Annotated in this window: 13 protein-coding genes; 6 read left to right on the top strand and 7 right to left on the bottom strand. The window is 44.4% G+C overall.

Annotated elements, in window-relative coordinates; all coding sequences use genetic code 11:
- Positions 1–131: 131 nt before the first annotated feature.
- The 3 genes from GVN20_RS25820 to GVN20_RS25830 all read right to left on the bottom strand — a co-directional run bounded on the left by GVN20_RS25820 (position 132) and on the right by GVN20_RS25830 (position 2832).
- Positions 132–449 (bottom strand): AlpA family transcriptional regulator, encoded by a 318-nt coding sequence (locus tag GVN20_RS25820; RefSeq protein ID WP_166561110.1) that lies wholly within the window; start codon positions 447–449, stop codon positions 132–134.
- A 96-nt stretch (positions 450–545) separates the two neighbouring features.
- Positions 546–1367: a hypothetical protein gene (locus GVN20_RS25825; protein WP_166561111.1), complete on the bottom strand. Its 822-nt coding sequence runs from the start codon at positions 1365–1367 to the stop codon at positions 546–548.
- A 64-nt stretch (positions 1368–1431) separates the two neighbouring features.
- Complete coding sequence (locus GVN20_RS25830) at positions 1432–2832, bottom strand: site-specific integrase (protein WP_166561112.1); 1401 nt, start codon at positions 2830–2832, stop codon at positions 1432–1434.
- 408 nt (positions 2833–3240) lie between these two features.
- On the opposite strand from GVN20_RS25830, the gene GVN20_RS25835 reads away from it, so the two are divergent.
- Positions 3241–3576: a T9SS type A sorting domain-containing protein gene (locus tag GVN20_RS25835; protein ID WP_166561113.1), complete on the top strand. Its 336-nt coding sequence runs from the start codon at positions 3241–3243 to the stop codon at positions 3574–3576.
- A gap of 25 nt (positions 3577–3601) precedes the next feature.
- Here the strand turns inward: GVN20_RS25835 and GVN20_RS25840 are convergent, their stop codons facing one another.
- The 3 genes from GVN20_RS25840 to GVN20_RS25850 all read right to left on the bottom strand — a co-directional run bounded on the left by GVN20_RS25840 (position 3602) and on the right by GVN20_RS25850 (position 5851).
- Positions 3602–4315 (bottom strand): outer membrane lipoprotein-sorting protein, encoded by a 714-nt coding sequence (locus GVN20_RS25840; protein ID WP_166561114.1) that lies wholly within the window; start codon positions 4313–4315, stop codon positions 3602–3604.
- Between the two features lie 114 nt (positions 4316–4429).
- Positions 4430–5209: a tryptophan synthase subunit alpha gene (gene trpA / locus GVN20_RS25845; RefSeq protein ID WP_166561115.1), complete on the bottom strand. Its 780-nt coding sequence runs from the start codon at positions 5207–5209 to the stop codon at positions 4430–4432.
- Between the two features lie 156 nt (positions 5210–5365).
- The gene (locus GVN20_RS25850; RefSeq protein ID WP_166561168.1) at positions 5366–5851 is read right to left on the bottom strand and encodes a peptide deformylase; all 486 of its coding nucleotides are present in this window, start codon (positions 5849–5851) and stop codon (positions 5366–5368) included.
- Between the two features lie 156 nt (positions 5852–6007).
- Here GVN20_RS25850 and GVN20_RS25855 point away from each other — a divergent pair, with 156 nt between their 5' ends.
- The 5 genes from GVN20_RS25855 (at position 6008) to GVN20_RS25875 (ending at position 12722) form a co-directional block, all read left to right on the top strand.
- Positions 6008–8878 carry a PVC-type heme-binding CxxCH protein gene (locus GVN20_RS25855; protein ID WP_166561116.1) on the top strand — a complete coding sequence of 957 codons (2871 nt, stop codon included), beginning with the start codon at positions 6008–6010 and terminating at the stop codon, positions 8876–8878.
- 207 nt (positions 8879–9085) lie between these two features.
- Positions 9086–9664 (top strand): hypothetical protein, encoded by a 579-nt coding sequence (locus tag GVN20_RS25860; RefSeq protein WP_166561117.1) that lies wholly within the window; start codon positions 9086–9088, stop codon positions 9662–9664.
- Positions 9665–9691: 27 nt separating this feature from the next.
- Positions 9692–10879 carry a serine hydrolase gene (locus GVN20_RS25865; protein WP_166561118.1) on the top strand — a complete coding sequence of 396 codons (1188 nt, stop codon included), beginning with the start codon at positions 9692–9694 and terminating at the stop codon, positions 10877–10879.
- Positions 10880–10908: 29 nt separating this feature from the next.
- The gene (locus GVN20_RS25870; protein ID WP_166561119.1) at positions 10909–11946 is read left to right on the top strand and encodes a sensor histidine kinase; all 1038 of its coding nucleotides are present in this window, start codon (positions 10909–10911) and stop codon (positions 11944–11946) included.
- Positions 11946–12722, top strand: coding sequence for a LytTR family DNA-binding domain-containing protein (locus GVN20_RS25875; RefSeq protein ID WP_166561120.1), 777 nt, complete (start codon positions 11946–11948; stop codon positions 12720–12722). The genes GVN20_RS25870 and GVN20_RS25875 overlap by 1 nt, the downstream gene beginning before the upstream one ends.
- A gap of 50 nt (positions 12723–12772) precedes the next feature.
- Here GVN20_RS25875 and GVN20_RS25880 read toward each other — a convergent pair whose 3' ends face one another.
- Complete coding sequence (locus GVN20_RS25880; protein ID WP_166561121.1) at positions 12773–13855, bottom strand: Gfo/Idh/MocA family protein; 1083 nt, start codon at positions 13853–13855, stop codon at positions 12773–12775.
- Positions 13856–13880: the final 25 nt, after the last annotated feature.

The following is a 13880-nucleotide window of genomic DNA, read 5'->3' on the forward strand; positions in this document are numbered from 1 at the left end:
ATTTTTATCGCTCTGAACTTATCCACACTTGGACTACTTTGCCATCATTCGGTGGCTCCCTTCTGCATCATTTTACAGTACCTTTGAATTAGCATCATTCAAAGATTCAGGGGGGCGGTTGCTTTGGTTACTCATTGCTTCAGCCCTTTTTGATTTAATCTAATAATCATCTTAGGTGAAGCCATTACTTCGCTTAATTTGTAGCGTACTAAGTTACCGATACGGTAGCCAGTTAGAAGCCCTTTTTTCTCCCAATCCCATACGGAAACTTCACTAACCCCAAACAGGGTAGCTACTTCTTTCTTTGTGATAAATCGGTCAGGCTCTGCGACGGGCGCGGGTGACGGGGTAGCGGCTTTGATTTCGTCTAAGACGTGTTCAACCGCGTTAACTACAATAGGCCGCAAAATTTGTTCAATTGCGAAACTTAAATTTTGTTGTGCTGTCATTAGAATAATGAAATTTGTTTAGGCAAATTTTGGGCATAAAAAAAGGACAGCAAGTATCTGTCCCATTTGTCCCAATTTGTCCCAACAAACCCCTATTTATGACCACTTTACGCGCGAATATTTTTTAAAAATCTTTTTTTCGTGTCCAAATTTCTCTAGTGTATCTGCGTTTGCATCAAACGCTCTGCCTAATGTTCTCTCGTCAATAATAAACTCATCTAAAACTTTTTTAATTGCTCCTTCCCGGTTGTAAATTGGACTAACTTTTTTACGGAGGTCAATGTACTTATTAGTATACGTAACATAGTTTTGTTCCTTTTGAATAGTTTTAGCGTGCTTTTTTGGCTCTGTTGAGGTAGGCGCGGGCGGGGCTTGTGCAATACGTCTAATTCTAGCCTCTTCTATACCTCTATCACTTTCTGCTTCACAAGCAACAAACCAATCGTCGAATAATTCCCTAAATTCATCGTTAGGCATTCCAAAAAGCTCCGCTATACGCTTCTTTTTCAAATGGGGGAAAAATCTGGTAAGGTCATGCATAACTTCTTCAAAGTCATAGTCAAAACCCCTATTTTTATAATAATTCCTCTTCTTGTTCCATAGTCGCTTTTTTTCATTATAAAGCTCTTGAAAACGTATTACTGCCTTTCCAAATCCATCCCAATCCATTGCAGTATTAATAGCTGCTAACCCCTTCTTGTGCGATTCTATTAAAGCGGGTGCAACTTCCCCTAATTTTTGGGATAATAACGCCATTTTCTCCCCTATTGGTTGCAAGGGTAGCAAACCCTTACTTTTCAACGCCTCAATGAATTTTTGAGTTTTATCGTTTAGCCTATTCAAAGACTGCTGTTCTTCTTCGCTCAAAGGAATGCCATTGTTGATTTTATTGCTTATTTCTTCAAAAGAGTCATCCATGTTAACAAATGGTTTATCGTGCAACTTTCTTCATTAAAGGGCTCGGCTGATTCCAATACGGGTATTACTTACCATGTTTACGCATAAGTTCAGCGTGTTCATTCTTTGAGGTCTTTATGTACCTCATGAAAGACTTTTCCGTTTGGTGGCCTGTTATTGCCATAATAGCCAAAGTAGGTTTACCGCTTAAATAGGCATTGCTTGAGAACGACCGACGGGCGGTGTGTGTCGTAACCAGTTCCCATTTGGCACAAGTTTCCTCAACTTCTTTACCGCCCTTTACAAATACCTTCGTTTCTAAGGCTTGAAGGGCGGGGACGCGTTGCGCAATTTCTTTAATGTAGTCGTTAAACTTTTGGTTACTGATAGGTTCGGGCAACACGTTTTTGTATTTGCTAAGAATAGCCATCACGGTATCGTTTACGGGTATGACTACCTTCTCTTTTGTCTTATACTGTATAACTTCCAAATTATAGCCGTTAGTTACTTTTTTGAGGTTGTGGGCTTTAATGGTGGTAAAATCCGAAAAACGCAACCCCGTATTTGCCCCAATCAAAAACAAGTCCCGTACTTTATCCAGTCGCGGCTCTGCTGATAGGTCAAGGGCATACATTGCGGCCAGTTCTTGCTCCGTTAGGTAGATGCTATCTGAATCATCCTCAACGGCTTTAAACGCCTTACTCTGATACTTTAAATTGGTATTGATACCTTCCTCCGTTGCTTCACGAAGAAAGGTTTTAAGCGTACTAACGTGTTTTCCCAACGTGGCGGGCTTGTAGTCCTTCACGTTCACCATGTAGGCGTTGAGGTCTTTATAAAAGTCTAAATCAATGGTATCAAAATCAATGTTACGGCTATACACTTTTTGAAAGTCCTGCAAAAGCTGTTTTGTTGTATTGTAGCGTTGGATTGTTCGCGGGTTGAGTATTTGCCCGTCTTTCATCCTGCGGCCCGTAGTGGAGTCAGTAACCACTTTATCAATGTAATCTAACAGCGTTATTTTGTCCGTGGCGGGGTGTAAATAAGAATCAATGGCAGTTATTAACTTTTCCTTTGTCATGCCTTCACGGGCAACTAACCCCTTCACAAAACAATCAAGGTCAAACGCATACTGTTCCAACTCACTACGGCCATTGACAAACGATTTTATTTCCCCTGTAAGTAGGTCTTTGGGTATGCCTGATTTCTGGTTGACAAAATCGGCAATGGATTGAAGGTAATTATTTGTAAAACTGATAACGTCTAAGTTTTTTATCCTGCATCTCTCACCTAACAAAACAGGTAGTTGCACTTCAAAAGGGGTTGCACTCTGCCTAATTTCTCCTTTTTTGGAGTCCCAGCGTTTAGGATTTACTTTTATTCCCGTCGATACCGCTAGTTGGTCATCACCAGTTCTTAATCCAACATAAATAAGTTGTGGCTGTTTCCCGGTAGATTTTCGCAAATAAAAGAATGCTTTAGCCATTTTTTTACGATAAATAATACTATTTCGTCTTGATTTGATACTTCAAAGATAGCTATTTCTTACAATGGTTAAGCATTGGTTAAGCGTTTTTCTTAATAAATACCGTATTTAGATTAACCTCTCTTAATAATCTACCAAAAGAATGTATTATTTAATTCCCTTAAAATCAGTACATTTACCCCTATTTTAGCATGTATTGCGGTTGTATGGATTAAGTAGGTTCTAGCGTGCTCCCCGCTACAAAAAAAATCCCGCTTTTATGTGGGATTTTTTTTGTTTGAAAAATATACCATTCACTTCATTTTAAGGTATAAATATCTTAACTTAGCGCTTGTTAAGGTATAAATTCCAGTTAGAATGAAGGGATTGGTGCTATTTATTTTAATATCTTTTTTCTCCCCCTTTTCTTTGCCATTAGTAGAGAAAAGCAGCCATTCTGTATGCTATTTATATCCCAAATCAGCTTCTGTTTCTGATATTACCCCTGAATATGAGTACTTCAAAGCTTATCCCAACCCTGCTTACGAAGTGCTTACCGTCGAAATCGGCATGAAGTTACCCGCCCGTATCAGCCTCAAAATGGTCAACTTGGAAGGGGAAATGATACGAACACTTGCCGATGACCTTTTTCCACCTGGAAGACATTTTTTTGAAACCACGCTCAACAGTGTCCCCTCAGGCACTTACCTGATTCGCTACGAAAAACTCGACAAGGTATTGGTCAGAAGAGTGGTGGTCAAATAGTTTTCGACCACCAAACTTTAATTAATTATTTTTTAGGCATCACAAACACACTTTCGTCGATAGCTGGGTTTATTTCCACTTTTGTAATTGTGGTCATGATAACGCCCGCTTGAGGGTTGGTGATTTCGGTGGTTGTAGGGAATGAAATTCCGTCAAAGATCTTATAGTTTGACATTTTGGTTTCTACCTCTACATCTTGTCCACTCACATTGACTTTAATGGCCGTTCTGATGATGTTAAAGTTTTTGGTGTCAATAGAATGCGTCATGCTCATCCCATCTTTCGAAACCATTTTTACTTTATATACTTCTGTGCCATCAAGGGTTTCTTTGCCCAAAAGCTCAGTTTTGGTACCTGATGATTTATAATTGGTAATTCCCGATAAATCAAGTTGACTTACTGACGCCTTCAATTGTTCTTCGGGCAAAGGTGTAGGCTCTGGACCAGCCATTGGATTTATCATCCAGCCCTTTTCTCCGTCTATTGCCATGATGATAGACTGTCCCATGGCTTCCATTTCATTTCGCATTCCACGTCTATGCACAATGACGGATTTTGTCGGGATTTCCATACCCATCACACTGACGGTCCCTTCCATGCGCAGAGATTTGAGGCTATTGAGTTTTTCGGCTCCTCCCCTCGCCTGAATTGACTTGTCCAGAATCTCTTCGGCGCTTTGGGCCATCACTGTTAACGCGGCACTTGCGAGTAGCGCAACTATCACAACTAGTTTTTTCATGTCTTTACAACGGTTAAAATGTCAATTTTGGACGAAAGGTAAAGCGAAAATGGTGAGCAAAAATAAGAACTTTAAAAAATTGGATGAACGGTCATTTCACTCAGTCAGATGGACTTATAAACCTTGCTTTACACTCGAAACATAGGTAGTAATAGCTTCCTCTAAGTTTTCGTTTTGTTGCAAAACCCGAATAAAGGCACTCCCAATAATCGCACCAGCGGCGTGCTGACAGGCTGTTACGAAGGTTTCGTGGTCTTTGATACCAAAGCCAATCAAACGAGGATTACGCAAATTCATGGCGTTCACCCTGGCAAAATACGCTTCCATGTCGTGCGTTACGCCCGTTTGAGAGCCGGTTACGCTGGCCGAAGAAACCATGTAAATGAACCCGGCGCTGTTCTCGTCAATCTGACGAATACGTTTGTCCGAGGTTTGAGGTGTAATTAGGAATATATTTAATATACCATATTGATCAAAAATAGGCTTGTACGTTTCGAGGTATTCGTCTACGGGCATATCGGGCAAAATTAGTCCATCTACACCCACCTCAGCGCACTGCTGGCAGAAATTCTCCACCCCAAACTGAAGCACTGGGTTGATGTATCCCATCAGTAACACAGGCAATTTTATCTCTTCGCGCATGTTGCGGAGTTGGTCAAACAACTTTTTGACACTCATCCCATTTTCCAGCGCTTGCTGGTTACTGATTTGGATGGTTTCACCGTCGGCAACGGGGTCAGAATAAGGCATTCCGATTTCGACGAGGTCGGCCCCTGCGTCTTGAAGTGACTTTAAAATGCGGCGAGTATCTTCCAGTTTGGGAAAACCTGCCGTAAAATAAACGTTAAGATTATGGCTCGGATGGTGTTGAAAAAGAGAGACGATGCGATTCATGGAGTTCTTATAAATTGGGATTGGTTACTTATCAGCGGGTCATTAGAAACGTAATTTTTATTACTAATCAACAACACGCCGCGGCAAAAGTAATTTTTTATACGCCCATAGCCAAAGTTTAACCAACGTTCTGTTGTTTACTTTTTGTGCAAAAAACTACCGCCACCGAAACGATTTATCATCAATGGCCCGCATAGTGCACAAAACGCCATCAAGATGATCATATTCGTGTTGTAGCAATTCAGACAGACTGCTATCGTCCATTATCCACTCACGGGGCTGCCAGTTTTCATCCAAGTACTTTATGGTAAGCGACTTATGACGTTTCACTTTGACCAACAAATTGGGGAAGCTCATACAATCGTCCCACAATTCAAACATCTCATCGCTGAGATGGGTCAATTCAGGATTAATAAAAACCACTGGTTTGTCGATATTCATGTAAATCAAGCGTTTCATGATGCCCAATTGCGGCGCCGCAATGGCCCGACCAAAACCGTATTTGGCGCGTACTTCTTGCATCACATTATGCAAATCGGCCACCCAGCCTTTCACCAAGGGCTTTTCTTCGGGTAAAATCGACGAACAGGTTTCGTACAAACGAGGGTCACCTAATAAAAGTAAATCGGCTAATGTTTTCATCATTCTATCAAAATGCTACATGGTGGGCAATTTACACAAATAGCCACAATCCTATTTAAAAAAATGTACTTCTCGCTCACTCTTTATAATAAGTTAAGAGTATATTTTACTAGAATGTGTACTTTTAATTTTACAACCTCAAAACCGTTTGTTAAGATGCCAAATGCGCCTTTGAAAATCATTGTTGCCATGAGTTTGGTCTCGGTTCTTTCGTTTACAGGAACCAACACCCTCCAAAACGAATACCGTGCAGAATCGCCATCCGATTCCAATAAAGTGTTTGTTCCCGATGATTTAGAGGCCACGTTGTGGGCGGAGGCACCGTTATTTTATAATCCAACCAACATGGACATTGATGCCAAAGGAAGGGTTTGGATAACGGAGGCGGTCAATTATCGCGAATTCAACAACAAACCCGATAAAAAACTCCACTTTGACCAAGGCGACCGCGTGGTCATTCTGGAAGACACGGATGGGGATGGCAAAGCCGACAAATCAAAGGTTTTTGTACAGGACAAAGATTTGGTAGCACCGCTCGGCATTGGGGTCATTGGCAATAAAATCATTGTGAGCTGCGCACCCAATATCATCATGTACACCGACGAAAATGGCGATGATGTTCCCGATAAAAAAGAAATCTTCTTAACGGGTTTTGGGGGGCTTGACCATGACCATTCGCTCCACTCTCTCACCGCTGGCCCCGACGGTCGATGGCATTTTAATACGGGCAATGCAGGGCCCCACAACGTAAAAGATAAAAGCGGCTGGAACCTGCGTTCGGGCAGTATTTATACGGGCGGAACGCCCTACAACGACAAAAATCAGGGAAATCAAAAAAGCGACGACGGGCGCGTGTGGGTAGGTGGCTTGGCCTTAAGAATGAATCCCGACGGCACAGGACTGAAAGTGATGGCGCATAATTTCCGTAATAGTTATGAAATCGCCATCGACAGTTACGGCAATTATTGGCAAAATGACAATGACGACCAAGTGGTTACGTGCCGTACAAGCTGGGTGATGGAGGGGTCGAATGCGGGTTATTTCAGTGCCGATGGTACGCGTACTTGGCAGGCAGACCGCCGTCCCGACCAAGACATGTTTACGGCGCATTGGCACCAAGAAGACCCTGGCGTACTGGTAGCTGGCGACAATACAGGGGCGGGCTCTCCCACGGGGATGCTCGTGTACGAAGGGGATGCGTTGGGGGAAAAATACCGAGGCACCGTACTGAGCTGCGAAGCAGGCCGAAACGTGGTGTGGGCATATTGGCCACAACCCAAAGGCGCAGGCTTTGACTTGAGCAAACGCATTGATTTCATCAGTTCATTTCCTAAAGTAGAAGCCCATTATGTATGGAACGACACGGGCGTGGATAAGCGCAAATGGTTCCGCCCCAGCGACGCTGCTACTGGCCCCGACGGTGCCATCTACGTAGCCGACTGGTATGACCCCATTGTGGGAGGGCACGCCATGCACGATAAAAAAGGCTACGGACGCATCTACCGCATTACCCCCAAAGGCAAGAAATTAACCACGCCTAAATTCGACCTTTCAAGCATTGACGGACAGATTGAGGCGCTCAAGAACCCCGCAATCAACGTCCGTAACCTTGGATTCGTGGCTTTGAAAGCACAGGGTGAAAAGGTGGTTCAGCCTGTAAAAATGCTTTTGAATGACCCCAACTCTTTTATTCAGGCAAGGGCTGTGTGGTTATTGGCCCAGTTGGGTGACCAAGGAAAAGCGGAGGCCGAAAAGGTGTTAAAAGAAAGCAAAGACGAAAACCTAAGAATAACGGCGTTTAGGGCATTAAACCCTAGCAATTTTTCTGTTCAAAAAAATTTAGGGAGTGGGCTTTTACGCGAAATGGCCATTTCGCTCCGCGATGTTCCTTACGAACAATCCAAAGAAAAACTCAAAGCGTTATTTACCGCTTTTGACAGTGGAGACCGCTATTTTTTGGAAGCCTTGGGCATTGGGACAGACGGAAAAGAAGAAGCATTTTACAAGGATATTCGCCCAAGTTGGCCCAAAGACCCCGTCGGCTGGACACCCAAACAGGCAGCATTGGCTTGGCGGCTGCACCCTAAAGCGGCACTGAGCGATTTACGAACTCGGGCCACGGCCAAGGCATTATCAGCCGCCGACCGCAAGCAAGCCCTCACCGCCATTGCGTTTATCAAAGACAAAGCTGCCGCATTAACGATGCTGGAATTATCTAAAAGCCCATTGAAAGATGTGTCGGAGCAGGCGTTCTATTGGGTAAATTTCCGTAAAACCAACGATTGGCAAGACCTTATCAACTGGCAGCAAGCTACGGCGGCTGTTCTTTCTCCCGTTCAAAAGAAAATGCTCGAATGGCAAAAAATAATGATGGATACCTCGGTAGCCAAACCACAACGCGAATTGGCCGCCAAAACCCTCGCCTCCGATCTCTACGGCGGTCAGCTTTTATTAGCGGCGGCGGGAGAGTCCAAAATCCCCAAAGAATTTAAACCCGTGATTGCGGAAGCGATTTTTAATAACCCCGACCGAAGCGTCCGAATGATGGCAGGCGACTATTTTCCGCGCCCCAGTGGTAAAGGATTGTCGGTCAATTTGGCCGCGAGTCTCCCAGCTGATGTCACCAAAGGCAAGCAATTGTTTCAAACCAACTGCGCTTCCTGTCATCGTTTTGAGACCGACGGCAAAGACATCGGTCCCGATTTGAGCATGATTAATAAGAAGTTTGACAAAAATGGATTACTCGACGCCATCATCAACCCCAGTGCTGGGCTGGCCTTTGGGTATGAGCCGTGGATTATCCAAACCAAAGACAAAAATACGTATTACGGATTTCTCGTAGGAGATGGTGCAACGGTGGTGCTGAAAGACGCTGCTGGACAAACTATGAGCCTTAAATCTACCAACATAATTTCGCGTAAACAACTCAAAAACAGCCTCATGCCCGAGGCTTCATCGTTGGGATTGAAAGAAAAAGATTTGTCAGACTTATCTGGCTATCTATTGAAATTACCAGCGGGAGAGTAACATTTTACCCTGTCTGACAAAGCAAACCAACTCCCCGTCTTACCGTTTGAAACCGTCGGACGGGGAGTTTTTTAGGGCATTTAAGCAAAACCGGCCACCTTTAAAATACGACAATTCAAGTAGAACAATTAACCATTCGCCCCGCCTAGGCTGGTAAAAAAGGGGTAAACATGAAATTTTGTGGTGTCCAATTAACCAACAGTCACCATGAAATATTATTTGCTCTTTTACTTATCAATTGGCCTAATACCCTCACTTTCAGCCCAAAACCAAACACTGGTTGATGTATCAGCGGGCGTTCAGGCCTTTCATGTGCCCCTCAAAGGATTTTCGTATAACAATCCTCAACCCGTCGTGATGGCGGGGGTTCACCAGTCATTCAATACGCGTCAAACCCTCGGACTTACCCTCCGCATTGGCTACGCCCGCCACAAGTACCAAGGCGATGCACTTTCGCTTCAAGCCATCTTTCAATACACTCCCGTAGTAGCAAATCATCTGGAACTAGGAATCGGTATTGGTGGCGGGTATCGGTGTTGGTTCCATCCTTCGCGTTCGCTCCAATGGACGGGCTCGGAGTGGAAAAATAGCCGCGCCTATAAAGGTGTCATTCAGGTACCGTTGCAGCTAAGCATGGGCTATCGGGGTATTTCAACCCTTCAGGGAGAATTTAGACCGTACATTGCCTATCAACTAGGTGCCCATTTTGGGTACACTCCCGACCTTACTCCCATGCCTACTTCTACCTTTTTAGTCGGGTTAAAATACGCCCCCAAACAGCATTAATCAGTATTTTTAAAAATTCATACAGACATGAAAAACCACCTAATCGGATTTATTTTTCTCATAATTATCACCACCGCCTGCCAGAAAAATCTCTATGACGACATGGTGGCAAACATCCCCGGCACCATTGCCGTCAATGCCGCCCACCCCATGAAAGACTCCCTGACGGCCATCGTCAACCGCCACGTTGCCAAGGGAGTTCCGGGCATTCAGGTCATGGTCAAAAGTCCTGCGGGTTGGTACGTTGTCAACGGTGGCTACGCCCGAATTGAAGATAAAACACCCATGCAGGACAACATGGTGGCTTGGTTGTACAGCCTGACAAAAACCTACACCGCTGCGCTCACCATGAAACTGAAAGAACGGGGCTTGGTGGCCTTGGACGCGCCCATTACGACGTATTTACCCGCTGGTATTACCCAAAACCTCGTAAACAGTGACAAAATTACGGTTCGAATGCTGCTCAATCACAGCTCTGGTTTTCCCAATTTTACCTCGCTGCCCGAGTTTCAGCTACGACAATTTAACAACCCCTTAGACCAACAATCCCTGTTGGAACAACTGAAAACGGCCTACCACAAGAAATCCCGTTTTGAGCCGGGTACGGATTATTTGTATTCTAACACCAACTATTTATTATTGCAACTGATTATCGAAAAACTGTCAGGCAAAACTTACGACCAATTTTTAAAGGAAGAAATATTGCAACCGCTGGCGTTGACCAAAACGTATTATGGCCTTACAGATCAACAAATACGTACGTTAGGCTTTCCCAATTATTATTTTGAACGTTACAACAACGGACAATTAGAAAATATCACCCAATGGAACAACGCCATCGGCAAGTCGATTGAAGGCTACGGCGGTATTGCCGCCAACGGCACCGATGCTATTCGATTTTTGGAAGCATTAAACGCTGGAAAAGTGGTTAATGAAACATCGTTGAACGAAATGCGAACGTGGATAAAAGGCAAAGAATCGACGGTGCCCGACTATGGTTTGGGGTTGGAATACTTTGAATACAACAAAGGAGTAGCCACCTACGGACACGAAGGCGACAATATCGGGGCCACGACTCAATTGATATACGTGCCCGCCTCCGATACTTATCTATTCATTTCCATCAATGCGGGTCGGCAGATTTTTGGGCAATATTTATTCCGAACTACCGATGCCAAAATTGACCTTTGTCGGTTTGTTTCAAAACTGAATTAGTCTCGACATTAAACTCACCAGAATCCCTCATGGATAGCCCCGACGACCGAAAATTACTCTTACTTGGCCCTTTAGCTCTCTGGACAATTTCGACGATTTTCTTTAATCTAAACATGTTCAATGGGGTCGTGCCTTCGTTTAAATTTCTGATTTTCGGACTACTTTCGGTCTATTTTACTTGGATTTTGGTGCGTTTTTTGGTCTTTCGGGTACGACGACGTTTTCAGGGGATTCCCAACACTCGCAAACGAATTTTAACGCTCATTGCGCTGATGTTTCCAGGAACTGTGGTCGCGGTAGGTTGTCGGGTCATTGCCCTCAAATATTGGGTTTATAAGAATACCTCGCTCACCGACGCCGACATCGACGTTTTGTTTATGACGGGACTGAGTTTTTTCAACTTTACCATAATTTATTCCCTCTACGAAAGCCACTATTTTTTTCAGCAATGGAACATCGTCAATCGGCAGAAGGAGGAACTGGCCCGTGCCAATTTGGAAATGCAGTTGGATTCGCTGAAAAATCAAGTCAAACCCCATTTTTTATTCAATAGCCTCAATGCCCTTCAGGCGTTGGTCAAAACGCAACAGACCCAAACGGCCATGAAGTTTATTACTGATTTGTCGCAGGTATATCGGTATTTGTTGCAAAGCAACGAGCAGACGCTTATTTCGCTCCAAAAAGAACTTGATTTTATGCACGCCTATTTCAGTCTGCTCAAAACCCGGTTTAGCAAAGGTCTGTATCTGGAAGTGAAAGTCAATCCTCAATGGCAGAATTATCAACTCCCGCCCATGACGTTGCAGCTTTTGGTGGAGAATGCGGTCAAACACAACAAGGTGTCAAGCCAAAATCCATTGACCATCAGGATCGAAAGCGTTGAAGATGCTTACATTCAGGTATCGAATAATTTACAACGTAAAAACAATGACTCGCTGCCAACCACCAAAAAAGGGCTTGTCAGTATCAGCGCCAAATACGAATTGTTACAACTATCGCCCATTGATTTGTACGAGGACTCCGAAAATTATGTCGTCAGAATTCCGCTCATTAAACCCCAAGAATAATGAAAGTTGTCATTATCGAAGATGAAGAATTGGCCGCCGAACACCTCAAAGTGATGGTCACGGAAATTGACGCCAACATTGAAGTAGTGGCGATGCTAGAGAGTGTTGAAAGCAGCGTAGATTGGTTTCGTACACATCCTACGCCTGATTTGGCGCTCATGGACATTGAGTTGGCCGACGGGCAAAGTTTTGAGATATTCAATCAAATTCAGCTTAAATGTCCCGTCATTTTTACCACTGCCTACGACGAATTTGCCATTCAAGCCTTTAAAGTAAACAGCATTGACTATTTGCTCAAACCCATCGAAGAAGAAATGCTCCGACAAAGTCTACGGAAATTTCAACACTTACGAAAGACGTTCGGCGCTCTCGAAAACACCCTCAATCTGGACGAATTAAAAGCAATGCTCACCTCGCACAAGCACGTCAGACCCAATTACCGCGACCGTTTTTTGCTCAAACAAGGAACTAAGCTGTTGCCGCTACGGGTGGACGACATTGCTTATTTTGAAAGTAAAGAAGGACTTACGTTTGTTAAAACCCACGATAAACGTTCGTATTTGATTGAATATCCGCTTGAAGAATTGGAAACGATGGTGAACCCTAAGGCATTTTTTAGGGCTACTCGGCAGTATTTGGTGGCGCGGCCATCCATCGACAAAATTCAGGTTCATCTCAACGGTCGCCTCAAAATCACGCTTAAACCCCTCACCGAAGACGCGTTAATCATCAGCCGTTACAAAGCGCCTGAGTTTAGGGCATGGATGGGGGAATAAAAAAGGAGTACGCTCAGTTGAGCGCACTCCTCAAAATTTACTTTTATGAATTACAATCTTACCACTTCCCCCGTACGTACAGACTCGTCGCAGGCAAAGGCAATTTGAAGGCTGTTGACGGCGTCGTTCATGTGATCAGTCAAGTCAACGTCTTCCACGATGGCTTTTAAGAAAAAGCTTTGTTCGCGGTTGCAAAGCTCCTGATGGTCTGGCTCGTCGGTCAGGTTTATCCACTCATCTTCTTTGACAAACTGGTTGTTTTCATTCAACTCAGCGTGGTGAAAACGCAACGATTCGGTTTTGGTATGCGCATCTACATTGTCAGATTTGCCGCTGCCTCCCGCTTCTTTGGCCACGATAGAGACGCAGCCTTTGGGTCCCACAACGTCTTTGACGAAGAAGGCGGTTTCGCTCATCATCGGGCCCCAGCCTGCTTCGTACCAACCCACAGAGCCATCTTCAAAACGGATTTGCAACTGTCCGTAATTATAATTTCCAGCGGGAATTTCTTCGGTCAGTCGGGCACCGATGGCCGACACCCAAACGGGTTTTGAACGGGTCATCTGACACATCACGTCGATGTAATGAACACCGCAATCCACAATTGGACTGAGGCTTTTCATCAAATTACGGTGTACATCCCACATGTAGCCGTGGCTTTGCTGGTTGAGGTTCATACGCATGACCAAAGGCTTACCAAGTTCCTGCGCCAGTTCTACAAATTTTTCCCACGACGGATGGTGCCGCAAAATATAGCCCACCACCAGTTTTTTATTGGCTTTAATGGCCGCTGCTACCACGCGTTTTGCGCCTTCGACCGTGTCGGCAACTGGTTTTTCGATAAATACGTGACAGCCGTGCTCGAAGGCCATCACCGCAAACGCCTCGTGGGTGTCGGGATAAGTCGAGATACAAACCGCGTCAGGGGTTGTAGCCTTCAGGGCTTCGGCATAATCTGAGAAAAGCGAATAGCCGCCGCCCAGTTTTTCATTCAGGACTTCCTTGCTTTTTCCGGTTGAAACGATTCCACAGATTTCGAAACCTTCGGCGTTATGATACGCCGTTGCGTGGGAGGCTCCCATGTTTCCGCATCCTACCACCAGAACGCGCACGGGTTTATTGAGTGTTGACATAGATAGTTTGAAAGGAAAATGATTC

Source organism: Runella sp. CRIBMP (assembly GCF_009905605.1).
Classification (GTDB): domain Bacteria; phylum Bacteroidota; class Bacteroidia; order Cytophagales; family Spirosomataceae; genus Runella.